At 36.7% G+C, this 25,159-nt stretch carries 27 protein-coding genes; 2 read left to right on the top strand and 25 right to left on the bottom strand.

Features of this window, described 5'->3' with window-relative positions:
- Positions 1-12 precede the first annotated feature (12 nt).
- The 14 genes from CIL03_RS02890 to prsW all read right to left on the bottom strand — a co-directional run bounded on the left by CIL03_RS02890 (position 13) and on the right by prsW (position 11,646).
- On the bottom strand, positions 13-210 hold the full coding sequence (locus CIL03_RS02890) for a DUF2768 domain-containing protein (protein WP_094883701.1): 198 nt from the start codon (positions 208-210) through the stop codon (positions 13-15).
- Positions 211-504: 294 nt separating this feature from the next.
- On the bottom strand, positions 505-765 hold the full coding sequence (locus tag CIL03_RS02885) for a stage VI sporulation protein F (RefSeq protein ID WP_094883700.1): 261 nt from the start codon (positions 763-765) through the stop codon (positions 505-507).
- A 58-nt stretch (positions 766-823) separates the two neighbouring features.
- Entirely contained in the window at positions 824-1,861 is a 1,038-nt protein-coding gene (locus tag CIL03_RS02880; RefSeq protein WP_094883699.1) for an NAD(P)H-dependent glycerol-3-phosphate dehydrogenase, read from the bottom strand.
- Between the two features lie 13 nt (positions 1,862-1,874).
- Positions 1,875-3,185 (bottom strand): ribosome biogenesis GTPase Der, encoded by a 1,311-nt coding sequence (der, locus tag CIL03_RS02875; RefSeq protein WP_094883698.1) that lies wholly within the window; start codon positions 3,183-3,185, stop codon positions 1,875-1,877.
- Positions 3,186-3,269: 84 nt separating this feature from the next.
- Positions 3,270-3,455, bottom strand: coding sequence for a capping complex subunit for YIEGIA (locus CIL03_RS02870; protein ID WP_094883697.1), 186 nt, complete (start codon positions 3,453-3,455; stop codon positions 3,270-3,272).
- A gap of 2 nt (positions 3,456-3,457) precedes the next feature.
- A complete protein-coding gene (locus CIL03_RS02865; RefSeq protein ID WP_094883696.1) occupies positions 3,458-4,348 on the bottom strand; it encodes a YIEGIA family protein in 891 nt (296 codons plus the stop codon).
- Positions 4,341-4,970 (bottom strand): YphA family membrane protein, encoded by a 630-nt coding sequence (locus CIL03_RS02860; RefSeq protein ID WP_133087807.1) that lies wholly within the window; start codon positions 4,968-4,970, stop codon positions 4,341-4,343. Before CIL03_RS02860 ends, CIL03_RS02865 begins: the two co-directional genes overlap by 8 nt.
- A 79-nt stretch (positions 4,971-5,049) precedes the next feature.
- Complete coding sequence (gene rpsA, locus CIL03_RS02855; RefSeq protein WP_094883694.1) at positions 5,050-6,180, bottom strand: 30S ribosomal protein S1; 1,131 nt, start codon at positions 6,178-6,180, stop codon at positions 5,050-5,052.
- Positions 6,181-6,295: 115 nt separating this feature from the next.
- On the bottom strand, positions 6,296-6,880 hold the full coding sequence (locus CIL03_RS02850) for a lysophospholipid acyltransferase family protein (RefSeq protein ID WP_094883693.1): 585 nt from the start codon (positions 6,878-6,880) through the stop codon (positions 6,296-6,298).
- 33 nt (positions 6,881-6,913) lie between these two features.
- The gene (gene cmk / locus CIL03_RS02845; protein WP_094883692.1) at positions 6,914-7,588 is read right to left on the bottom strand and encodes a (d)CMP kinase; all 675 of its coding nucleotides are present in this window, start codon (positions 7,586-7,588) and stop codon (positions 6,914-6,916) included.
- Between the two features lie 266 nt (positions 7,589-7,854).
- Positions 7,855-8,514, bottom strand: a complete 660-nt coding sequence (locus CIL03_RS02840; protein WP_094883691.1) for a flagellar brake protein — start codon at positions 8,512-8,514, stop codon at positions 7,855-7,857.
- A gap of 133 nt (positions 8,515-8,647) precedes the next feature.
- Positions 8,648-9,991, bottom strand: coding sequence for a germination protein YpeB (ypeB, locus tag CIL03_RS02835; protein ID WP_094883690.1), 1,344 nt, complete (start codon positions 9,989-9,991; stop codon positions 8,648-8,650).
- 15 nt (positions 9,992-10,006) lie between these two features.
- Entirely contained in the window at positions 10,007-10,825 is an 819-nt protein-coding gene (gene sleB / locus CIL03_RS02830) for a spore cortex-lytic enzyme (RefSeq protein ID WP_094883689.1), read from the bottom strand.
- A 134-nt stretch (positions 10,826-10,959) separates the two neighbouring features.
- On the bottom strand, positions 10,960-11,646 hold the full coding sequence (prsW, locus tag CIL03_RS02825; RefSeq protein WP_094883688.1) for a glutamic-type intramembrane protease PrsW: 687 nt from the start codon (positions 11,644-11,646) through the stop codon (positions 10,960-10,962).
- 89 nt (positions 11,647-11,735) lie between these two features.
- Between prsW and CIL03_RS02820 the strand changes: the two genes are divergently transcribed.
- The gene (locus CIL03_RS02820; RefSeq protein WP_094883687.1) at positions 11,736-12,707 is read left to right on the top strand and encodes an asparaginase; all 972 of its coding nucleotides are present in this window, start codon (positions 11,736-11,738) and stop codon (positions 12,705-12,707) included.
- 77 nt (positions 12,708-12,784) lie between these two features.
- Here CIL03_RS02820 and CIL03_RS02815 read toward each other — a convergent pair whose 3' ends face one another.
- The 9 genes from CIL03_RS02815 to CIL03_RS02775 all read right to left on the bottom strand — a co-directional run bounded on the left by CIL03_RS02815 (position 12,785) and on the right by CIL03_RS02775 (position 22,908).
- A complete protein-coding gene (locus tag CIL03_RS02815; protein WP_094883686.1) occupies positions 12,785-13,765 on the bottom strand; it encodes a YpdA family putative bacillithiol disulfide reductase in 981 nt (326 codons plus the stop codon).
- A 109-nt stretch (positions 13,766-13,874) separates the two neighbouring features.
- Positions 13,875-15,107, bottom strand: coding sequence for a Glu/Leu/Phe/Val family dehydrogenase (locus CIL03_RS02810; protein ID WP_420855381.1), 1,233 nt, complete (start codon positions 15,105-15,107; stop codon positions 13,875-13,877).
- 308 nt (positions 15,108-15,415) lie between these two features.
- Complete coding sequence (locus CIL03_RS02805) at positions 15,416-15,997, bottom strand: genetic competence negative regulator (RefSeq protein ID WP_094883684.1); 582 nt, start codon at positions 15,995-15,997, stop codon at positions 15,416-15,418.
- Positions 15,998-16,126: 129 nt separating this feature from the next.
- The gene (locus tag CIL03_RS02800) at positions 16,127-16,900 is read right to left on the bottom strand and encodes a metallophosphoesterase (protein ID WP_094883683.1); all 774 of its coding nucleotides are present in this window, start codon (positions 16,898-16,900) and stop codon (positions 16,127-16,129) included.
- Between the two features lie 296 nt (positions 16,901-17,196).
- On the bottom strand, positions 17,197-19,272 hold the full coding sequence (locus CIL03_RS02795) for a catalase (RefSeq protein WP_094883682.1): 2,076 nt from the start codon (positions 19,270-19,272) through the stop codon (positions 17,197-17,199).
- 130 nt (positions 19,273-19,402) lie between these two features.
- Entirely contained in the window at positions 19,403-19,723 is a 321-nt protein-coding gene (locus CIL03_RS02790; RefSeq protein WP_094883681.1) for a hypothetical protein, read from the bottom strand.
- 11 nt (positions 19,724-19,734) lie between these two features.
- On the bottom strand, positions 19,735-20,301 hold the full coding sequence (locus CIL03_RS02785) for a CPBP family intramembrane glutamic endopeptidase (RefSeq protein WP_094883680.1): 567 nt from the start codon (positions 20,299-20,301) through the stop codon (positions 19,735-19,737).
- Complete coding sequence (locus CIL03_RS02780; protein ID WP_094883679.1) at positions 20,288-21,838, bottom strand: RecQ family ATP-dependent DNA helicase; 1,551 nt, start codon at positions 21,836-21,838, stop codon at positions 20,288-20,290. Before CIL03_RS02780 ends, CIL03_RS02785 begins: the two co-directional genes overlap by 14 nt.
- Positions 21,835-22,908 carry a YpbB family protein gene (locus CIL03_RS02775; protein ID WP_094883678.1) on the bottom strand — a complete coding sequence of 358 codons (1,074 nt, stop codon included), beginning with the start codon at positions 22,906-22,908 and terminating at the stop codon, positions 21,835-21,837. Before CIL03_RS02775 ends, CIL03_RS02780 begins: the two co-directional genes overlap by 4 nt.
- A gap of 158 nt (positions 22,909-23,066) precedes the next feature.
- Here CIL03_RS02775 and CIL03_RS02770 point away from each other — a divergent pair, with 158 nt between their 5' ends.
- Positions 23,067-23,318: a ferredoxin gene (locus CIL03_RS02770; RefSeq protein WP_094883677.1), complete on the top strand. Its 252-nt coding sequence runs from the start codon at positions 23,067-23,069 to the stop codon at positions 23,316-23,318.
- Positions 23,319-23,414: 96 nt separating this feature from the next.
- Here CIL03_RS02770 and CIL03_RS02765 read toward each other — a convergent pair whose 3' ends face one another.
- On the bottom strand, positions 23,415-24,593 hold the full coding sequence (locus CIL03_RS02765; protein ID WP_094883676.1) for a hypothetical protein: 1,179 nt from the start codon (positions 24,591-24,593) through the stop codon (positions 23,415-23,417).
- On the bottom strand, positions 24,583-25,125 hold the full coding sequence (locus tag CIL03_RS02760) for an RNA polymerase sigma factor SigX (protein WP_094883675.1): 543 nt from the start codon (positions 25,123-25,125) through the stop codon (positions 24,583-24,585). Before CIL03_RS02760 ends, CIL03_RS02765 begins: the two co-directional genes overlap by 11 nt.
- Positions 25,126-25,159: the final 34 nt, after the last annotated feature.

The raw sequence follows: 25,159 nt of genomic DNA, 5'->3' as shown, positions 1-25,159 counted from the left end.
CTCCTTATAAGCCTATCCTGTTGGTCCGCTAAATACGATATATAGTATAATTAATCCGCCCACAACAAGGCATATGTATGCAAGTACTGACACAATACCGGCTATGACACCATGAAGTTTATATCTGCTTAATAAAATTAAGCCAATAGATAAAATCAGCAGAATCATCCCAGCAAAAGATATATACATTTTAAGCATTGATAATGACATATTCTACACTCCTACTTCAAACACTTTTACTTTGCACATGGTATTATATCATATGGTTATTATTTCAAGTATCAAAATGCTTTTTTCGAAATATTTAATCATTGATATGTTTAAATTGTTGAAGCCAGGTCTGCTTCCCTTCATGCAAAATTACAATAAAAAGCCGAGACGAAGGGGGCTAGCCTCATCCCGGCATGACTAAATAATGTTCCTTGCAGACTCTATCCATGAATGCTTGTGCGATTTATTTTATGCAGGTATACGGTTTAATGTATCCTCACTTGCCCAGTATTACTACTTTTTAAAAATTTGATTCAACGATTGCATATCCATTGGCATGTTATTTTTTACAATGGATTGTACAATTTTGTCTTCCTTTTCCTTTGAAATTGGCTTATTCGCTAATTTCGCTAAATGCCTAACAAGCCTTCTTACCGTTTTCTCGTCTGAAAAATCTGCATTTTTTACAGAATCTGCAACTTTATATATTTCATCCGGATTTACATTGGCATTCTTCTGGATTTTATCAAAAAGACCTTTTTGAAAATTATTCACACACTCGCCTCCCTGCTTATTTCATTCAACACAGTATATGCAGGGAGTAATTCTAGTGTTATTTTGAATACCGTTCATTTAATAATTTGGCAAGATCGTCCATTTCCTCTCGTTTTGCTCTGTTCATTAGCTGTTCGACTACATCTTTTGGATCTTTATCGTTAAATAATATCTGATAAATACCTGTGGTTATCGGCATTTCCACCTGCTGTTCTTCAGCAAACTGATATGCAGCCTTAACTGTCCGCACACCTTCCACCACCATACCCATCCGGTCTAATACTTCATCTAATTTATGTCCTTTACCCAATAAGTTGCCAGCACGCCAGTTACGGCTATGAACACTGGTACAAGTTACGATTAAATCTCCAACTCCCGGTAATCCCAGGAAACTCAGCGGATTTGCACCTAGAGAAGTTCCTAGGCGGGCAATTTCAGCCAAGCCCCTTGTAATCAACGCGGCTTTTGCATTATCTCCATACCCAAGCCCATCTGAAATACCGGCACCTAATGCTATAATATTTTTTAATGCTCCTCCGAGTTCGATTCCCAGTATATCGGGACTTGTATAAACCCGGAAATCTTCATTAATAAATATATCCTGTGCTATTTTGGCATTATCTTCATTTAGAGAAGAGACGGTAACAGTTGTCGGCTGTCTGTGCGCAACCTCTTCCGCATGGCTGGGCCCAGATAAAACAACAATATCCTCTTGTGAATAATTATTCATCTCTTCACTTATCATTTGTGAAACCCGTTTTAATGTAACCGGTTCGATTCCTTTAGATGCATGAATGATTGTAACTTGCTTTGTAATTACTTCACTCAATTGTCTGCAAACTTCTCGAATAGCTTTAGTAGGTACAACAATTATTATTGCAGTAACCCCAGTAATTGCCTCATTGAGATCACTGGTAGCATTTATTTGTTCAGGAATATTCGCATCTAGGTATTTTTCATTTTTATGTGTCCTGTTAATGGTTTCTGCCTGTTCAGAGCGATGTGTCCATAAACGTACATCATGTCCATTATCAGCTAATACTATGCTTAACGCTGTCCCCCAGCTTCCGGCACCTAATACTGCAACTTTAGTCAAGAGTTTCTCCTCCTTATTGTCTCTTTCTTGAAAATAACTTTATAGGCGTTCCGACAAAACCAAATGCATCCCTTATTTTGTTTTCTAAAAAACGTTCATAGGAGAAATGCATTAATTCCGGGTCATTTACAAATATTACAAAACTAGGCGGCTTAACAGCTACTTGTGTTGCATATAATACTTTCAGCCTTCTGCCTTTGACAGTCGGGGTCGGATTCATTGCCAATGCATCCATGATTACATCATTTAACACATTTGTCGGTACACGTTTTGCATGATTTTCACTGGCCAATTTAATAGCAGGAATTAAAGTATGCAGCCTCTTTTTTGTTCTAGCTGAAAGAAAAACAATTGGCGCATAGTCCAAAAACTGAAAATGAGCACGTACATTAGCTTCAAATTCCTTCATTGCTTTTTCATTGGATTCTACAGTATCCCATTTATTTACGACAATAACAATTGCCCGTCCTGCATCATGAGCGTAGCCGGCAATTTTTTTATCTTGTTCTCTTATTCCTGTATCGGCATCAATTAAAACCAATACAACATCTGAACGTTCAATCGCTTTTAATGCTCTGAGCACACTGTACTTCTCTGTTGTTTCATATACTTTTCCCCGTTTACGCATTCCTGCAGTATCGATAATAACAAAATCCTGGTCATCCTTATGCAGGTTTGTATCAACAGCTTCTCTCGTTGTCCCTTCAATTTCACTGACAATAACCCTGTCTTCATTCAGTATTGCGTTAACAAGGGATGATTTCCCCACATTCGGTCTGCCGATTAAACTAAAGTATATAGTATCTTCCAGTATCGCTTCATTTTCTCTTTCCGGGAAATGACTGATGACTTCATCCAGTAAATCTCCTAAACCAAGGCCGTGAGAACCGGAAATCGGAAATGGTTCACCAAATCCCAGCGAGTAATATTCGTATATGTTCTCACGCATCTCTGGGTTATCTATTTTATTTACCCCAAGAACAATCGGTTTGTTTGATTTATACAATAATTTGGCAACTTCTTCATCTGCTGCTGTAATTCCTTCTCTTCCATTTACCAAAAATACAATTACATCAGCCTCATCTATAGCGATTTCTGCCTGCTGTCTCATTTGCACAAGCAGTGGTTCATCGCCGATTTCAATTCCACCAGTATCAATAATATTGAATTCTCTTGTCAGCCATTCGGCCTGTGCATAAATTCGATCTCGGGTAACGCCGGGAATATCTTCAACGATAGAGATACGTTCTCCGACAAGCCTGTTAAAAATAGTTGATTTGCCCACATTGGGCCTTCCTACAATTGCTACTACAGATTTCCTCATGAAAGGAACTCCCTTTCTCTTTTACAGTCTATTTGCCTTAACTGTAATCATTCTAGCAAAATAAACATATATTAACAATTGTTTTCAGTGCTTCACGATAATAAATAACTCTTCTCCCAATGCATGAGCGATACCATCTGTGATTGCTTCCAGATTCGCTGCAACACTTTCTAATTCTTTCTGATCGTCACAAATAAATATAGGAGCACCACCGGAAATTTTTGACTCATTCAATGTAATTACAGCTAATATAGCCTTTTCGATTTTCACGGTTAAAATTCCTCCTTATTGTGCTTTTTCGACTTTGATGGCATTCTTATGGCATTTTCCAGTACGGGTACAGCGCCTATAATCTTTATCGCCTTATTTACCTCTCTTACCTGAGGCAAAACAAAAACGCCAATACGTCCATCGTCCAGGTCACGTTTAATCAAAGGAGTTAATGCTGGCGTACCAGAGTCACTAAAAACCCCCAAAGAAACTGAAACATCATGCAATATCGCCTGACGCTGGCCAAGATTCGCTATTGTAGATACTACATTCATATTTTTGGGTGTTAAGACAAAACCCATTCCATATTTTAAAATCTCTTCCTGTCTTTCGGGAAGTCCAATATTCATGATATAAATATTGTCAACATACAGCCCAGCACCATCGAAATGAAGTGGATGATGCTCAATATCTACAATGTCTTTTATCGTTGAGCCGCTCATCAGGAATCTGCCAATGAATAAACTTAATACAGCAGCTATAATTGCATAATATATATTCCAAATAATAAAAACTAATGTTGCAAAAAAAGCTGTAAAAATAACAAGGTAGTTTCTGCTTTCAAATGAAATTGCTATACCTTCTATGTATGTTTTGCCGCGAGGAACTAATTCAAATCCATCTACCTCGGTCAGCGTGTTTCTTTCCATGTTCCGCACATCTCTAAACTGTGTTGCAGCTACTGTTAAAATGGTAACTGCTGTGAACTCCATTTCCATAATCGCTGGTACGGCAACAGCGCCAAGTGATGCAGCAATGAACCCGAGACAAAGGTGAATCGTCTTCCCGTGCAAATAGGTTGGGTATTGTCTGTAATCTGTCCTGAGCATCATGATTCGTGCTATTGTGCCAATAGTTACTCCAAAAACTATGGGTAAAATATATTCATTCATTTAGCCACCTCAATGATTGTTTGTAGTTCTCTATTAAAGAAATAACTTTATACTTCCACCTTTGTAGTATGTCTAAAATCATTAATATTACTACGGTCATTACTGCATATTCAAAAAAATAGATTTGACCAATCGGCTCAGAAAATCCATAACTGGAAAGGGTTAGACTATAAATCAATTCTCCAGCCGACATCCCTAATAAACCGATTCCTAACCGTAAATTAAAGCTTTTTGTCAGAATCACAATAAGAATAACCGTAATAATGGACAAAATAAGAGGTCTGTGAAAGATGATCCATACCGGTGCATTTTTTTCCCAAAGAAGCATTGCTGCATATCCAATTGTTATAGTAAAAGATGAAATCAAATGATATATCAGCCTAGTATTTGGAATCAGCAATAACATAGAGCCTGTGAGGACGAGTAAAAACGATAATGAAACAGAAATATTACCGGCTGTGACATAAAAGTTCGAAAAGATTATAGTCAATAAAATCCAGATTGCAAATCGGGTTCTTTGCTTCCCTTTAAACATAAAAAAAGTTACGATTATCCACAGTATCCAGCAAAGCCAGTAAAACAATGCACCACCACTCATATTTTTCAGTCCCTTCATCATCATTAGGCATTATTGCTGAAATTTTTGTTTTCTATACAAAAAAGCCCTCTCCCGTAAAGGAAAGGACTTGAACAATTTTTATTTATTTGTATTTATCCAGTTTATTCCCTATAACGTCTCCAAGCTGGAAACCTGATTGGTCATCGTCTTTTTCGTATTGCTTAAATTCTTTTGCTTCCTGTTCCTGTTCCAGTTCTTTAATACTAAGTGAAATACGCTCATCAGCTTCACTGATGTCAAGTACCTTGACATTCACTTGCTGGTTTACTTCAAGCACCTCTTGTGGTGTACCGATATGTCTGTTCGCAATTTGGGAAATATGAACCAAACCTTCAACTCCTGGAAGGACCTCAACAAATGCACCAAAATTAACAAGTCGTTTTACAGTACCCTTAAGAACATCACCATTGGAGATTCGTTCCTCAATATTTTTCCATGGGCCTGGTATAGTGTTTTTATGTGACAATGAAATCCGTTCATTATCACGGTCGACAGATAATACTTCAACAGAGATTTTATCCCCTTCTGAAACTACGTCTGCTGCTTTTTCAACATGCTCATGTGCTAGCTGGGAAATATGAACAAGCCCATCTATTCCACCTAGGTCAACAAAGACACCAAAGTTTGTCAGACGTTGAACAGTTCCTTGCAGAACCTGTCCCTCTTCCAATGATTGCAATAGTGCATTTTTCTTTGAATTCGCTTCTTCTTCCACAACTGCACGATGGGATAAAATGATCCGATTTTGTTCCCGGTTAAAATCAACAATTTTCACAGTCAACGTTTTATCCTTGTAATCGGAAAAGTCGTCAACAAAAAAAGTCTCCACCAGTGAGGCAGGGATAAATCCACGGACACCTACATCTGTTACAAGTCCGCCTTTAACAACTTCCTTTACTGTTGTCTCAAATATATCGCTGTTATTGTATTTTTGCTCCAGCTCATCCCAGGCTTTTTCAGCATCAACTGCTTTTTTGGAAAGGATTACTTCATCATCATCCAATTTCTTAACTTTTAATGTTAAGCTGTCTCCTTCTTTTACAACATCACTGGTTAATTCAACATGAAGGCTTGATAGTTCGCTAATTGGAAGTATACCTTCAGTTTTATAGCCAATATCCACAAGAACCTGTTTTTCTTCAAGTTTTACAACAGTTCCTTTTATTGTATCCCCCACATTCAATTCTGGTAATTCATTATTCGTTTCACTCATGTCCATAGCCTCCTAATACAGTTCGTTAACCCTATACCAATAAAATGATAGCATATTTAAAAGAATTCTTTTTTATAACTTCTAATAATTACAATTATTTGTCAAGTAAAGTAGTTTATTTTTGATGATTTTCTTTAAGAATGCGTATTTCATTCATTATAGCTTCAGCAGTATCTTTTGCAGAAACTTTTGTCTTGCGGTAATGTTCAATATCCATCGGTTCACCGTAGATAACTGTGAGCCTTCTAAATGCTTTATATGGTCCAATTATGACACATGGTACAATTGCCGCATCAGAGCGTAATGCGAAAAATCCTGCACCCGCTAAAGGTTTTCCAATTTCTCCGGTCTTGCTCCTGGTCCCCTCTGGAAAAAGTCCCAGTGTTTCACCATTCTTGAGAATTTCAAGTCCTTTTCGTAAAGCGTTTCTATCGCTTAATCCTCTTCTTACCGGAAATGCCTGAATTCCCAAAAGGAGTTTTCCTAAAAAGCGTTTTTCAAATAATTCCCCTTTTGCCATAAAATGAATATCTCTTGGTGAGGTAATACCAACAACTGGAGGATCTAAATTCGAAATATGATTGGAACATATAATAACTGGTCCCTCTTTGGGTACATTTTCTTTTCCAATTATTTTAATGCGGTAAAGCGGGAAAAATAAAATGGCAACAGCATTCTTTGCAAACTTGTATAGATTCATGACATAACTCCTTTAGAGGTAATGAAAGCCTGATCAGCCTGTCATCACTTTTGAAACTTCTGCTAGAATTTGTTCTGCTACATCGTTAATGGATAAAGCAGTGGTATCAATTTCTATTGCATCTTCAGCTTTAATTAATGGTGCTGCTTCCCGTTTCGTATCAATAAGATCTCTTTGCTCAATTTCCTTTTTCAGCTCTTCTAAATTAGAGGAGAATCCTTTTGCGACGTTTTCTGCATGTCTGCGGTTTGCACGTTCTTCAACGGTGGCTATTAAAAATATTTTAATTTCAGCATCCGGTATAACGTGTGTGCCAATATCTCTGCCATCCATGACAACACCGCGTTTCTCTGCCAATACCTGCTGCCTTTTAACCATTTCTTTACGAACTTCCGGATGCTTAGCTACATAGGAAACGTTGTTAGTGACCTTTTGTGACCGTATTTCTGCAGTAACATCTGTATCATCCAGAAATACAAGCTGACCGTTTTCACTTTGCCTAAGTTCAATAGTTGTAAAGTGCAATAAATCTACTAATGGATGCTCATCTTCAAGTTGAAGCGAACTTTGCAATGCTTTTAATGTCAATGCGCGATACATTGCACCTGTATCAATGTAAATATAAGAAAGCTTTTCTGCGACGATTTTTGCAACAGTGCTTTTTCCAGCTGCTGCGGGCCCATCAATTGCAATTGCGATTCTGTTCATTGATGAAATTCATTCCTCTCATTTCCAATATATAAATGGACGATATGTTTACTTGAAAAAACTTGGCTACTGCCAAGTTTTTTCGTTTAACATGCCTAATTGTAATAATAACATACACGTGAAAAGTTGGTCCATTTGTTCTGTATATAAAAAGAATAGATATTGGCAGTATTTTAATTATTGGACATAAACAACCACGCCTAGCTACAGCACCCAGGGACTAGCAAGACTTACCAAAACGGACGCTTGCACTTTTATTGATCGAATTAAGATAATTCTTTCATCCTTAATTCCCTTTGTTTTTGAAAGCAAAAGCTTATAATATGCTGCTGGTTTTGTCTGGATATGGATACAAATTTTAATGAAGCAGTCACTGCTGAGCTGCTTGCCTCTTTAATAAAAACGATTTCTGCCTGGGAATAAACATATTTCTGCTTTTTTGAATGCGTGGGTAAGGATAGCCACACATCTATAGTTTGTCCAATTTGCAATGTATTACCTTTTGGTACAATCACTGACATCCCTCCACCGCTTATGTCAGAGGTAACTGTAACAAAAGGCAGAAAATCACTTTTCGGACTATATATGGCAGCATCTACAGCAGCATTTATCCGTACAAATTCCCTTCGCTGAATTCGTTTTAATTTACTTTTATCGGGTAATTTAATTGCCAGGGCAGGCACGTTTAATTTAACCTTTGCTGTAATCTTTGAAGGAAATTGATAAATAGCCTGATCATCTCCGGCAAATACAACCATTAAAAGAGTTCCTTTTGCAAGAAATGCTGTTTTTCTTGTCTTTTCATTTACAGGATAATCGATAAATAAATAATGCTCATTCTTTTCTATTACTTTACTGCGGTACTTAATTGCAGCTTTTGTGACTGTATCCTTAACTTCCAGATTGAGTAATGTACCTATTTTCATATACTGACCCCCCAAAATAGGCAAAATTGCATAAATGAAATTATTAAACGTTACTATATACCCATTATTGCAGAAAAGTCAAAAAAGGGAAAGGACTTTTCCTCTCCCCTTTTTTCTCTAACACCTAAGTCATCTAAAAGTTTCCTGCATAATTTATTTCCGTTCCATCCAATTTTTCAACCTTTTCCTCATTTCCATTCATGGCATTTATAAATATTCGGTAAGTCTCATTGCCTAAGGTTCCTAAAAACTCATAGGTTAATACTTCCTCACCCAAATCATTATCGATTATGGCTAAAAAATCTTCCTGAATATTTACATTTGGATTAACCATTTCTTTTGCTTCTTCTATCGAAATTTCAGGTTCTGGTATATCCCTATCCGAATGGTTCATAAAATAATTTCTTGCTGTAAAGCCGATAATATCACCGTTATCCAGCGCAACTTTTACTTCCATTGCGTCAGAATATACGCGAACATCATCTTCATTATACAAAAAGGAGTATACTCCAATGTTTTTATATTCACTGCTTTTAAATGTTGTCATATGTTCAAAATCAAAATTTTTAATATAAGCTTTTGCCTTTTCCAAACCTTCATTTAAACTGATTTTCTTATCCTTAATTTGTCTTTCCACCAGTAGTGTGATTGGATGACCACCTTGCTGGGTCATATCCATATATGCATTTTTTTCTTGATTACGGTAGGATAAACTGTACATTGGAATGTCTGCACCTTCTCCACTCTCCGTCACCGTTATTTTATCCTCATTTTCGGCATTAAAGATCTCTTTACCCTTTTTTAATGCTTCCTCTTCACTAATCTTATCACCAGTTACAAATTTATACTGATGTTCTTTCGAAGATGTTCCAATAATTGATGAATCTACATTACTTTCTGCATAACCTTCCACTTTCTTTTCCACTGTTTCGAAACCATCTATAATTGTATTGTCCGTTTGTTCATTATCATCAGCTAAAGCTAATTGTACATCCATCCAACGAAGATTATTTTTTAATGCAAGATGCTGTACTTGTCTTAATTCATCTTTTATTTCTCCTGATTGATCATAAAGGTTCTCCAGAGATTTAGTTTCTTCATCGGTCAGTGGATCATCCTCCAGATTCCGGACAGCAGTCCGATACGTAAAATCTCCAATATTAGATAGAAATTCTTCCGTTTTATTGAATGGAAGCAAACCCAAAGGCAATTGTCCGACATTTGATAAAGCCTCTGAAGTCAATCGCCAAATATCGACAAGCTGAGGAGACAGCTTTTGATTCGAATTCATTGCCAGGGCTGTGCCAATTTTGTCATGCAGTAAATCCACATGGTATGAAAGCTCATGAAAAGAGCGTTGATACGTATTTTCTGCCTGAATCAGAATGGCATTTTTCTCCTGATGTTCCTGATATCCCCAGACTGCAGTACCTGCAATGCCCAGGGCTAAAATTGCTATTAAAATCCACCGAAACATACTGATCACACCTTTCTATTTACAAAATATATGTTTTCCTATTTTTTTAATTTGCGGTCTGGTCCAAATCCATGCAGATGTTGCTGTATCGGGATTAAAATAATAGAGTGCATTACCTGTTGGATCCCAGCCGTTTATTGCATCAAGTACAGCCTGTCTAGCAGTCTCATTGGGGGTCAGCCAAATTTGTCCGTCCGCAACCGCAGTAAAAGCACGAGGCTCAAATATTACGCCTGAGGCATTATTAGGAAATGTTGGACTTTCTATCCTGTTTAAAATAACTGCAGCAACTGCAACCTGTCCAACATAAGGCTCTCCTCTGGCCTCTCCATATACAGCATTTGCAATCAATTGAATATCATTTTGCGAATAACCCTGAGGAACATTTACAGATGCTGTATTTGTAGTATCCGCTCCTCCGCCTCCCCCGCCTGCTCCGGAAGACTGCTGATTTTTATCCGTACCGCCATAATGTGTGAAATTCCTTCCTTGATTAATTTGCTGTTTTACATACTGCTCATCATATTCACTTGCATCCACGAGCTTTTGTTTTGTAGTCTGTCCGGCTAGCCCATCAATTTCAAGTCCGAATTCATACTGAAAATTACGAAGGCCCCAGTAGGTTCCCCACCCAAAAACCCCATCTATTTTTCCATTATAAAACCCTAAATATTGTAATCTTGCTTGTAATTCAATCACATCATCTCCGACAGCGCCCTGCTGAATTACCTGATTTGTAAAAGCACTGACAGGCTTATGGTGATCTGCCGCCTGAAGTCCTATAACCAAACAGCATGTAGTAATAACTAAAAGGAACAGTTTTTTATAGGTCATACTTCTTCCTCCTGCTTTTGCATTTATATTTGTACTACCTATTTTTCGAAATAAAGGTCTTTTTATACACAAATTATCAATTGAAGTTTAATTGATTAGCCCAGAAATAAGAAAAAAGGAATGACAAAGTAATGTCATCCCTTCTGTGCTTGCTGTTTTTCATTTTGAAAAATTAGATTGGCAGCTGATTTATTCGCTGCTTTTACCCGATGCAGGGCAATGAACCATAATGCAATCATGAATGGTATTAATATATATAGCCAATTGCTTGCAACGGTTTTTAAAATATAATTATATATTCCATGGAGCAGGTATGGTATAAAAAATGCCAATGCTATATTTTTCTTCTTTTTTATAATACTCATTTTTGCTTTTCCAAAGTAAAAGCCCATAATCACTCCAAATAGAGCGTGTGATGATACTGGAAATAAAGCCCTTGAAAAAGCGTATTCTATTCCATTTGTGATTAGATATAATATATTTTCAACTGTTGCAAAACCAAGACTTATTGCAACTGCATAAACAATTCCATCATAATGTGCATCGAATTCGGAATGATGATAAATGGTGTACAGGAATATAAACCATTTAAAGAATTCTTCTGTAAAAGCTACAATTAAAAAGGATTGCACAAAGCTGTTGTCACTTAATCCCTCAGCTGTAAAAGCATATTGAATAAACATGATTGGGAATACGAGAATCACCCCAAATATAAATGTTCTTACAATTAATGGGATTGGCTCAGTTATACGGTCTTTTAGATAAAAAAAAGACATCAATGCAACTGCAGGTGCTATTCCTGCTGTTAAAACATCAAACATACCGGGTCCCCTCTTTCCAAATTCGATACATTTATCGTATCATTATGTATAAAGAATGAAAATAGAAAAAATAAAGCAGGTGAATAAAAGTGAAACATATATTGATTATCCATACTGGGGGAACAATTTCCATGCTGGAAAATAAAGAGACGGGCGAGGTGACAACAACCACCACCCACCCCCTGACGGATACCTCTTTTCATTTTCAGGAATACGCTGATATTCGTGAAATTATAGAATATGATTTGCCATCTCCGCATATTACACCTAAGCACATGCTTGGATTGGCTAAAAAAATCCGTCAGACAATTTCATCCTATGATGGTGTCGTTGTTACACATGGTACAGATACATTGGAGGAGACTGCTTATTTCCTGGATATGGTTCTTGATACAGAAAAACCTGTTATTATTACTGGAGCAATGCGTTCAAGCAATGAGATTGGATCAGACGCTTTATACAATTTAATCAGTTCTGTTCGGGTGGCTGCTGAGGACGAAGCAGCTGCAAAAGGTGTACTTGTCGTGCTGAATGATGAAATTCATACAGCTGGAAATGTGACAAAGACATCCAGCAGTAATGTAGCAACTTTTCAAAGTCCTCAATTTGGGCCAATTGGAATTGTAACCAAAGATTCGATTATTTTTCATCATACTATTATTTCCCGCCACTTCCACCCGGTGGAAAATATTTCACAAAATGTATTTTTGTTGAAGGCTTTTGCCGGAATGGATGAACAAATTCTTGATGCGCTGCACCAGGTCAAGCCCGACGGATTGGTGATTGAAGGTTTGGGCCAGGGAAATTTACCGAAAGATACTATTAAGCCCATACAGAGAATATTGGCTGATCAGATTCCGGTAGTACTTGTTTCGAGGTGCTATCAAGGCATTGTACAGCCTATATACGGTTATGAAGGTGGAGGAAGACAATTAAAAGACATGGGAGTTATCTTCACTAATGGATTAACAGGACCAAAAGCCCGGTTAAAACTTATGATCGCGTTAGAGGAAACAAAGGCCTTTAGTGAATTAAAAACTATATTTGAAAAAGAACTTTAGAAAAACAGGCTTATTGCAAAGTTCAGGTTCAACTTCTGCTCCTTAATTAGAAAAATGATAGCAGATATTTTCTGCTATCATTTTTCTTTTGAGGTGATCGCTTCGGCTATTGCTTTCCCGTGAAATCGTCCATTTTCAATGAATATTTTATTGTTATTATAGCCAGCAGCTACCACCCCGGCAATGAATACTCCGTTTTTTGTTGTTTCGAAGGTATTTTCGTTATAAATTGGTACACCGCTCAGCTTATCTATTTCAATACCAATCTTCTCCAAAAACTGAAGATCGGGTTTATAGCCGGTCATAGCAAATACGAAGTCATTTTTAAGCTTACTTGTTTTGCCATCAATGGTGTAATAAACTTCATCATTTGTTATTTTTGTAACATCTGCATTAAAATATAACTTTACAAGCTCTTTTTGTACAAGTGAGTCAAATTCTGGCAGTATCCAGGGTTTAATACTTTTGGAGTACTCTCCTCCACGATAAAACACGGTAACCTTTGCACCCGCATTATGAAGCTCCATGGCAGCATCAACTGCAGAGTTTTTACCTCCAATAACAGCAACATCTTTATTAAAGTACGGATGTGCTTCCTTAAAGTAATGTGTTACCTTTTCCAGGTCCTCTCCAGGAATATTTAAATAATTTGGCTGGTCATAATATCCAGAGGCAATTATGACATAATCCGAAGAATAACTAATAGTATCACCAGTATTTCTTTTGGCTTGGATGGTAAACTTTTTCTCATGCTGCTTAACTTCCGTAACTTTTTCAAATGTATTTACCCGAAGTTTTTTTCGTTCTGCGACCGCACGATAATATGCTAAAGCCTGATTTCGGACTGGTTTTTTATTCTCTGTAATAAATGGGACATCTCCAATTTCCAGTTTTTCACTAGTACTGAAAAACATTTGGTGGGTAGGAAAATTATAGATTGTATTAACAATATTTTCTTTTTCAATGATTAAGGGATTGATACCCAATTTTTGCAGCTCGATTGCACATGACATACCACATGGCCCTCCGCCTACAATAATTACTTTTTCTTCCTGCACTCTTTAAGCACTTCCTTTGTTCAGCATTCACACTTAGGAAAAACACAAAAAAACCCCTATCTAACTATACATGATAAGAGTTTTTTCGTCATTAGTTATGCTCTTAATCTTAAACCCAGCCGCGGAATCTGGAGGCTTCAGCCATTTTTCTGACACCAACCATATACGCTGCCAGCCGCATATCTATTCGCCTTGTTTCAGCCGTATTGTAAATAGAATTAAATGACTTAATCATAATTTCATGCAGTTTTTTGTCAATTTCTTCTTCTGACCAATAATATCCCTGATTATTTTGAACCCACTCAAAATACGAAACAGTTACACCGCCAGCAGAAGCTAATACGTCAGGAACCAATAGAACTCCCCGCTCAGTTAAAATCTTGGTAGCTTCCATTGTTGTAGGACCATTTGCTGCTTCTACAACAATACTGGCTTTTATATTATGGGCATTTTCTTCAGTAATTTGATTTTCTACTGCAGCTGGAACAATAATATCACAATCCAATTCCAGCAATTCTTTATTCGATATCGTATTATTGAATAATTTTGTAACCGTTCCAAAGCTGTCTCTTCTGTCTAATAAATAGTCAATATCCAGACCATCAGGATCATGCAAAGCTCCATACGCATCAGAAATACCTACGACTTTTGCACCGGCGTCATGCAAGAATTTTGAAAGAAAGCTTCCGGCATTTCCGAATCCCTGTACAACAACTCGTGCTCCCTTAACATTAAGTCCTTTTTTCTTAGCTGCTTCATTAAGTACAATTGTTACACCTTTTGCAGTTGCTGATTCTCTTCCATGTGATCCGCCAAGCACAATTGGTTTTCCAGTTATGAATCCTGGACTGTTGAATTCATCAATTCGGCTGTATTCATCCATCATCCATGCCATTATTTGTGAGTTAGTAAAGACATCTGGTGCAGGTATATCCTTTGTGGGTCCTACAATCTGACTGATAGCCCGCACATATCCCCGGCTCAGCCCTTCCAGTTCGCGAAATGACATTTCACGAGGGTCACAAATAATACCGCCTTTACCGCCACCGTATGGAAGGTCAACAATCCCAGCTTTCAGACTCATCCATATTGACAGGGCTTTCACTTCTTTTTCAGTTACACCCGGATGAAATCGGACTCCGCCTTTTGTTGGTCCAACAGCATCATTATGCTGTGCTCGGTACCCGGTGAATACTTTTATGGAACCATCATCCATACGGACTGGAATTCTGACCGTCATCATTCTTAATGGGTCTTTTAAAAGTTCAAATACTTCATCCGGATATCCTAATTTTTCCAGTGCGTTTTTTACAACAGTCCTGGTTGAACTAAGAACGTCCATAACTTCATGATTTTCTTTGGTAGAATCTGCTGCTTTATCGGCTACCATGAATTTACCTCCTAGTATATCTATAAATATTTTATAAATAGCTGTACTCAGAGATTAGTATACACTTTCATAGTAAATATGCAATAAAATAAATTTAATTTCTATAATAATATTTATTGATGAAAGTGATATCTCTAATTGCAATATTTTCAGGATTTTATATGCATACCTCAATCATTTAGTGTAACAATGTTCATAATTTTTATAGTAAGAACTGCCTATCTTTATTGTAACTTAGTTTCTGCATGAAATAAAATTAATTATGGGTAAAAGTTATGGATAATTTGCAGAACAGCATCAGAAGAAAAAATTACTTTCCCATATTCTTTTAAACGATAAGATGTAATGATACTGGGATAAGAGTATTCTGACATAATTGCAATAATGTTCTCTTTACTTTTATGGATTAGATCATCATCATCCAATAACATATAATAACAGTCATCCATATGATATACTTGACCGCCGTCAATGGATAATGCCGATAAATAAGAAGATACTCTGATTATATCCTCAAACTCATCAAAGGAGAAAATTAATTCCTTGCTTTCATCCAATGTAACTTTCATTTCAACAAAATCCTCATCCCAATTTATATTTTCATATTTTTGTGTGACAATCACATGCATCCCTTGTGCCTGCATTAGGTGAACCTGTACAAGCAGCATGCCTTCTAATTCAAAGCCTAATTCTGTACTGGCTTCATACATCATGTCACTAAAAAGATTACGGACACTTGATGCATCATCCCACAGATCATCCCTTGTAAATCCGCGTTCGATTAGATCATCAAACGTAAGAAAAATTGTAAATTGACTATCGGACACTCTTTCAATACGCATACAGCATCCTCCCTTGTGAACCATTTTATTTAAAAGCAACCATGAGTATTTATATAATAAAAGACAGTAATTTTTCTGCTCTTTATACACTATATGCTTTTTACATAATTGTTGAACAAATATACGCTTTTATTCCGATTTATCTGAAAAAGTTATCACATGACACTCTGACTTAGTGCCAAGGCGAAAAGGAACGCCGGTATATCCATATCCTTCACTTACCAATTTATTTGTATTATGTATCTTGTGCAGCTTACCGCGTTCATATGGTCCAAATCCAAAAATTCTAATTTGGCCACCATGTGTATGTCCTGCTAAAACAGTATGTAATTTTTCCTTAGACGCTGTTTCAAACGCATCAAAGGGGCTGGGATTATGTGTTATTAATATATTGTAACTCCCTTTTGCCCCTTTTTGAGCTTGATCCAATCTTGCCTCCCTGTATGTACAACAGTCCAACCCTATAAAACTTATTGTTTGTCCATCTCTTATCAAATCTTTATGATTGTTAGCCAAAATAGTTACGTTTTCCTGCAGAAGCATGGAATAAATTTTATCAGGATACTCTTCATAATCATTATTTCCCCACACAAAAAATACAGGGGCATCCCATTTCTTAAGCTTTTTTATATTATTTAATGTTCTTTCTAACGGTACACCCTTTTCAGTCAGATCTCCACCTATAATTACAGCATCAATAGACTGACTTATTGAGTCAAGTGTAGATTCCCGGATATTTCTTCTATGTACATCAGAAATAAAAAATATGTGAAGATTAATAAAGCTCGCAGGCAGTCTCTCGTCTATAATAGTTCTATAATCAATCGTATCATGATGTGCCTTAAAATACATGTAAATAAGTAAGAGAGAAATAAAAGTTATTATTAAAAGAATATAGACCAATTATACCTTCTCCCATACTTTATAACATGATAATCGATATATTACTTCATTAAAGTTCATACCGATAAGTGCTTCAATCTGAAATAAACAATAAAAAATGACAGAGGATCATTAAATGTGGGAAACATCTCAAACAATTTAAAATAAACAGTGGGAGAATAGCCTTACTCAGGGGGAAAAAGAGTGATTATAATTTGCAAGTATACAGTGAATTTCTTATGTTAGTCAAGTGGTTCTTATCCAAGTTTAGGCTGAACCCATTTTTGGATCCAGCCCTTGAATGATTTCATACCTTTTTAGGTTCTATTCCAAAAACGCTGTTTAGCAATTGCAGAAACAAACTCTTCTCCGAAGTTTGGATTATTTGCAGCAAAAACTACACCGGCTAAGTTATTATTTTCTGATTTTTTAATATAAGACTGTCCGGTTGAAGCAATACCAATTGGTTTATAGTGTTTATAGGCTTCGTTTAAGAAATTCATAATACTTTGATGGAATTTCGCTTCATTTTCAGTACTTCCTCCAACGATATAAATTGAATCATACAGGACCGGATAGGTTGAAACAAAAATCTTGTCAACCTCGATTTTTGTACCATCTGCTCCTTCGACAGTACCTAACTTTTCACTTACAATTTCTATAAAAACACCATATTGCTGCAAGACTTTCAACGCATTTGTTACCTCTTCACCGTTAAAACCATTACCGATTAAAACAGCGACTTTTTGCGAATATGCATAATGTGGTGTGTTAGTTAAGCTAAGGGCTGGTGAGCTTTTTGTTACCGGAACATTGGATCCAGTTGGTGGATTGACACCAATACTATCCGCGATGATTGTTGCCATTTCTTTATCAACGTTGGCAAACATCTCAACAACTTGCTGACGGACAGATTTACTTTTTACATAGCCAAGGTGAAAGTTAAATGTCTCCACAATCTGCTGTTTCTCAATAGGTGACATACTATTCCAGAAAAGCCTTGGCTGCGAGAAGTGATCAAAGAACGATTCGCCTGGGCGTTCTCTCGTCTTATGTCCCTTTACTTTTTCAGGATAATGCGCATATCCACCCTCTTCAGGAGGAGTCTCTGCAGGTGTATTATTAGCTAACGAATTTTTATGATAGTTTACTGAATCAACATCTATCCTATGTCTCACATCGCTTTGCCGTTGGTTCGTGTTCGTTTCTACGATAGGCTGGTTGACCGGTATATTATTAATATTACCCGTGCCAAGTCGGTGATAATCCGTATCCCGATAAGCAAAAGATCTGCCCTGCAGGACAGGATCATCTGTGAAGTCAATTCCTGGTACAACTGTTGCCGGATCAAATGAGGATTGCTCTTCTTCTGCAAAAAAATTATCAACCAGTCGATTCAATGTCAACTTACCGATGATTTCAACAGGAATTACTTCCTCCGGCCACAATGTTGTATCATCCAGAATGTCAAAGTCATACTTGAATTCATCTTCTTCAGCAATCAGCTGCACACCAAGTTCATATTCAGGATATGCTCCTTTTTTAATGGAATCATGTAAATCACGTCGATGGAAATCAGGGTCAACTCCTCCAATAATATTCGCTTCATCAAGCAATAATGAATGGACACCAAGCAAAGGCTTCCATACAAATCTGACAAAGGTTGATTTACCCTGTTCGTTAATAAATCGAAATGTATTAACAGGCCAGGCTTCCATCATTCTCCAGCTTTTCGGGCGACCTCGACTGGACATAAGCCACATAATGAAATGAGCAATTTCCTGATTATTTGCAATATAATCCCAGGCATTATCATGTGCAACAGTGGCTTGCGGAACGTCGGTTCTCGGATTCGGTTTTACCGCATGCACGAAATCAGCAAACTTCATGGCATCTGCAACAGCAAACACAGCAAACGATAGTGCAAGCATATCGTAGTTTCCTTCTTGTGTGTAAAATTTAGTTGCGAAACCGCGTATATCGATGGCTGTATCCTTGGAGCCCCTGCTTCCAATAAAGTTGGAAAATCGTACAAACACAGGTGTTTTGCAGCCAGGTTCCTGCAAAAACTGGGCTCTTGTGACATGTTTCATTGATTTATATAATTCAAATTCCCCATATGCCCCGTCACCTCTGGCATGAACTACCTTTTCGGGTATCCGTTCCCTGTTAAAATGTGACTGTTTTTTATAAAAATGAAAGTCCTGAAATAATGCAGGTCCACGCTTTCCTGCTCGCAAAGACCACCTGTCATTCGAAATCTTTAACCCGGCATCGCTGGTCATTTTCTCCCCGGGACCGGTATTTTTTTCACGGTATTGTTCTAACTGTTCATTTTTGCTATTTTCATCAATTCTTTTATTTTTGTTGTCTTTCGAGGATGACTCATCCATATAGTTCTCACTCCCGCCACTAGAATTTTAATCCCAATTATATAGGTATGATTCTTTTGCCGGTCTTAGAACATAAAAAAAGAAGCTTCCCAAATCCAAGGATTCAGACCCTTGTGGGATAGCTCCATTATCAGTTATTTAAAAACAATTCATTTATTTCTTCCCCGTAAAAATAATAGGCTCCCATTACAATAATTAATAAAATAAGAATGACGGCCAAGAATCGGATTAACGGCAGGCTAATTTTTATATGAGTCATGTTTCTGGTATTCCCATGCACTTCTTTTCTAGGTGGTAAGTTCAATATATCTATATCTCTTTGTTGCTCAGCTTCATCGTGTGATTCCACTGGTTTCTTAACCGCTGCTTCTTTTTCACCCTGCTGAACTTCATCCAATAATTTACGAAGCTCTGCAGCCTGATCTTCATGTTGCTCTGTCTTATTTTCCAATCACATGCACCTCACTTTTTGAAGCGAATAACGCATCCCAATAAAAAATCTACAACAAAATGCGCCGTAATAGTTACCAATAGATTTTCTGTAATCTCGAACATATAACCAATAAAAAAGCTCACACTTAAAACAGAAATAAGCAATACTGGTTTTTTCAAATATCTGAAATGGACCAGTGCAAATAAAATACTTGCAGTTAAATATCCAAAGCTTGTTTGGATCACACCTCTGAATAAAAGTTCCTCCGATACAGCTGTTAATAAAGAAATAAAAAATATATAGTGAATCGGTTGATTGTTAAAAATTCTATCATTAATTCCGCCATCATCATAGTATTTTTCAGGAACAAATAAAATTAATATAAGGTCAATAGCTACAATAATTAATCCAGGAATGACTCCATACAGGAAAATATCGTATAAGTTCCATTGGAAATAGAGTAACCACTCGTTAAATTTTCCAAAGAAAAACAGGCTTAGCAGTACACCTGCAGATAAAATAATCAACTGGGAAAGTATTACTTGCTTTTTTAGTTCCTGATCACTTAACTGTTTAATGATTTCACTTTGCTTCATAACCTTCTCCAATTAATAATAGCTTCTTTAATTTAGATTCCCATGATAAAGAATTTTTGACATTCTGTTTTGTTTCCACTGGGCTCCACTCTGAAAAGGTAAAACCGCAATTGCTGCAGCAATGGTATGCAGCAGGACTGTAAGTTGATTGAAAACCTTTATACAAGTTCTTCCGCAAGCAATCTTTTTCAAACACCCATTGTACCATTTCGTTCAATTTATTTTTCTTAACCAGTTTTCGTTCATTAATCAGATTACCTATGGAATGATAGGCAGCTATCCATATATCTTTGTCATATTTAATTTTACCTGTATCTATCATACCATGTTCTTCGAGCTGGTTACGCAAAAAACGCCACTGAACCTCATTTAATTGAAACATATTCTCTATCGAAGCCTCATTTGCTGGCAGCTTTTCCCCACTTTTAAAATAATTGAGTAATTGCTGAAAAATTACTCCTATATCCTCAGGAGAAGGAAGCTCTTTTTCTATTATACTTCTGGGAAGATAGACATCATTAGGAGAAATCAGCAATAATCCTACACTGGAAGCACCATCTCTTCCAGCCCTCCCTACCTCCTGAATATATGACTCCAGCTGTGGGGGGAGATGATAATGTATGACAAGATGAATGTTGCTTTTATTAATTCCCATCCCAAATGCGCTTGTACAGCAAACAACATCCAGCTGATCATTCATAAACTGCTGTTGAATTGTAATGCGGTCTATCTGCTCCATCCCGCCATGATAGAACGCAATCCGTTTAGATGGATTTTTCACTGATAGCAGCTGTGCTGTATTTTCAGCAGCCTTCCTGCTTGTAAAATAAATTAATGCTGGAACATGATAGTCCGATAGCAATTGGTGCAAAATTGATATTTTTTCATGATCATGCGAAACTTCTTGTACGCAAAAGGTAATATTATCCCTGTCCATTGGATAAATATGTTTGGTGATAGTGGGTCTTTTCAGTGCCTTTGAAATATCATCCTGCACATCTAAAGCCGCTGTTGCACTCAAGGCTAAAACAGTGGGGTTGTCCAACCGTTCTATAATTGTGTTTAATTTTAAATAATCCGGCCGGAATTCATGTCCCCATTGTGAAATACAATGTGCTTCATCGATAACAAATAAATTTATATTGAGCTGAACTAATTTCTTTTGCAGTTCCTGTTTTTGTAATAGTTCAGGTGATATATAGATTAACTTGTATCTATGCAGATTTTGGTAAACAATGTTCCTTTCCACTGGTTCCATAAAACTGTTTAAGGCAATAACTTCTTTGAAATTTGCTGCTTTTAATTGTTTTACCTGGTCGATCATTAAAGAAATCAGCGGTGATACAACAATTGTTATACCTTCTAAAAGTTTAGCAGGTAATTGATAGCAAATTGACTTCCCCGAACCGGTTGGCAAAATTCCGAGTATATCTTTTCCATTCATGATATCCTTAATTATTTCCTTTTGCCCCGTGCGAAATGAAGTATAACCGAAGTAAGTTTTCAAGCTTTCTTCCAACGACTGATGCTGTTTCATTTAATCACCTGCTTTTGTAAATTCTTTGAATGTGCCAGTACGAGCCGGATTTGAAAATAGGTAATGTCTTCATCAACTAACTGTTTAATATCTTTTAACTTATAGGATTTTGTTGACCTGACTGCTTTTATGATTTTTTCCTGATTCGCTTCATTTACAAAATGCGAAATGGGAAAATTTAAATCATATAAAGCTATCTCAACAATATGATCATAGATAGTATTTTCTTTTAATTGTCTAACCTGAGCTATCTTTTCTATGGAAAAGCCACTTTTGAAGAAATTATATGTTTTGTCTGCAGAGTTAGTAAGATACCCCCCTGCTGAAATATCCCTTAAGATATAGGACATAAATGGAAAGTCAGATTTAGTACGATGAATCAAATCCAATAAACGATGAGTTATTCCAGTAAGCTGCAGCTGGACATCCTCACTTGTAAAGTCATATTTCGCTGCTAGCTGATAAATATTCATTCCATAGTTTTTATAGCTGGTTAATCGATCAACAAACATTTCAGCTTCCTCATCTGAAATATCGTGCAGCAATCGTTTCAATTCATTGAAAATGGTTCCCAAAACTTCTGTTTCCCGAGTTTTCTTTTTATGGTAAACATTCTTTACCCAATTTTCTGCAGGTGTTTTATCAATAACCGGAATAAAATTAAAATGATTCATTTTCGTGTTGGTGATTGTTTGGATCAGCAGAATCAGCCTTTCTATGAAGACATCTGTCACTCCATAATAGTTTAAGCCATTGAAGTAATTAATCATAGAGTTGGATTTTTTCTGCTGATCCAGCCACTCTTCTCCTGTTTTTGAAACTGTATAGAAAGCTTCCGTCCCGAAAACTTGCTGAAGCATCCCTTCATTTATTAAACCATTAATTTTCTTATCAAATACACCCTTAGTTAATGACCGGAAAATTCCATAATAGCTTTCTAATTGGTACATGTGAATATCCTGAACGGTTTGAATGGATTTTTTACCCTGAAGTATGTGATAGATGGATGAATTGGTACGTTCTCCTTTTATATTCAGACTGCATTTTATAATAATTGCTTCAACTAACAATTTCAATTCACCTTCTTATGTAATATATGATATTATCATAAAAGCCGATATGTAAAAGAGTCTCTGATGTATTGAATTGTATCATAATCAGCTTTAAAATATAGTTGAGAGAGTTCTGGATTATGTTAAATGGTGGCCTGTCCTAAGGAGGTAAATTTTTGCCGAAATATACAATTGTTGATAAAGATACATGCATTGCCTGTGGCGCGTGCGGTGCTGCTGCTCCTGATGTATATGATTATGATGATGAGGGCTTGGCCGAGGTCGTTATAGATGATAACACTGGAACAGCTGCGGTTGATGGGGTTCTGGAGGATGATGTGATCGATGCACATCTAGGCTGTCCAACTGATTCAATTAAAATTTCTGATAAACCATTCGATGGGGAACCATTAAAATATGAAGAATGAGCCGTTATTTTTCGGATACTTTATGTATCCATTATAGCCAATCATATTAAAAAGTGTTTTAGATAGATATTTCTAAAACACTTTTTATATAAATATTTAGTTTTGATTTATTGGGTTAATTGCCTTTGGCACCGGTATTGGTTCCGTCAAGCTATATAAACCAACAATCTTACTGGCAGTATGCTTAAAGGTCACCGAATCATAGCCATAATCTTTTGCAGTCATAAGGATTGCTTCAATCATCGTGAGCGTTTCCTGATCATTCCTGACTGACTCTTCGTTCGAAAAGGTTACTTCGAGAGTATCTTTAGCTGATTCGGTAGTTAATTCTACATTTTCCGGGATTGTCTGGAAAACATTGAAATCTTCATCCCCCGATTTCATCTCAGTTAAAGCCTCATCGATTGTTAAATCCTTTTTATGTGGAACTGGAACAAGGAATGACCGGTCAGCAGATTCTTCCTGATAAAGTTTATAGCTTGCCCTGCCTGGTCGTGGAAGTGAAAGTTCCTTCATTGTACCAAACGGGCCAAGTTCAACTCCCTGATTGTTATCTGTGGGGAAAACAGCTTTATCAATACCGTGATGAACAAACATTAATCCAAGCATTCTTTCAAATAAATTGGCTGTAGCTGAACCTTCTCCCAGGGAAAAATCGGCCGGCAGATTAATTTCAACCTCTTTAACCGAATGATTTATCTCAAAAGCAACATCTTCAAATAGGTAATCACTTACGCCCCATGCCTGTTCATCTATATGCTGATCCATTTCATTGTAAAAATCATCCATATTCTCAGATTCTGAAATGACAAAAGAAACAGGAATAACATACTGATTTTGAAGATCTGTAACAGCTCCATTTGCAACTGCTGAGCCTTGATGATTTCCTCCTATTACATAGCTTTCCAATGGTTCATTCATCATCATAATTTCCGATTCCGCCCCGCCTATGTCAGCTGACTCCTCTTGCTGTATTTCGTTCGCGGACTCATTAGTTACCTGATTTGACTCCGAATTTTCCATCGCTTTGTCAGCTATTGGGTTATCATTTCCAGTGTTTTGGTTAACTGTATTTATTAATGATGGAACTATTAAAATTAAGATCACTGCAGCCATCAATGTTCCAAGCAATGGCACCGGATTAACTCTTTTTTTAGGTTGTTTTGAATCTAATTTTGAGGAGATTTGCTGGTATAATTTATTTTTATCCGTCGCATCATGTACTTCAGGCATATTCCTTAAATTTTTTATTAATTCATCATCACTATATTTCATCAGCATCTCCCCCTTTCTCTTGTTCTTCTGTCAGAAATTTTCTTAAAGCGTTTAAGGCCCGGTGCTGGGTAGTTTTAACCTTGCTTTCGGTGAAATTTAATATTTCTGCTGTCTCCTTTATGGAAAAAGACTGTATGTACCTTAATATAAGTACACTTTTCTGGTCTGGTGTACATTTATCGAGGTTGTTATAGATTGTCTGCATAGCTTCACTCTGAATCGCTATTTCATCAGGCATTGGATTCTGGTCCTGGATAATCTCTCCTTTTTTATTCCAGTCAAAAAATTCCATGAATCGCTTTCGTTTTCGGTTTTGTGAACGGAAATAATCAATCGTTACATGTCTTGCAATTGAAAACAGCCAGGTCTTTTCACTGCTTTCTCTTCTAAATGAACTATATGATTTTAATACCTTTACATAAACATCTTGTACAAGGTCCTCCGTTAATTGTTTATCTTTCACGATATAAAAAATAAATTGAAATAAATCACGGTGGTATTTTTCATAAATCTCTTCAAAAACGACCTTCATTACTTGCTCCTCCGTTCAATTAAGTAGTCGTTTG

The sequence above is a fragment of the Virgibacillus indicus genome (assembly GCF_002266285.1).
GTDB lineage: Bacteria > Bacillota > Bacilli > Bacillales > Amphibacillaceae > Virgibacillus_K > Virgibacillus_K indicus.
This window is presented reverse-complemented; position numbering and strand designations above follow the sequence as displayed.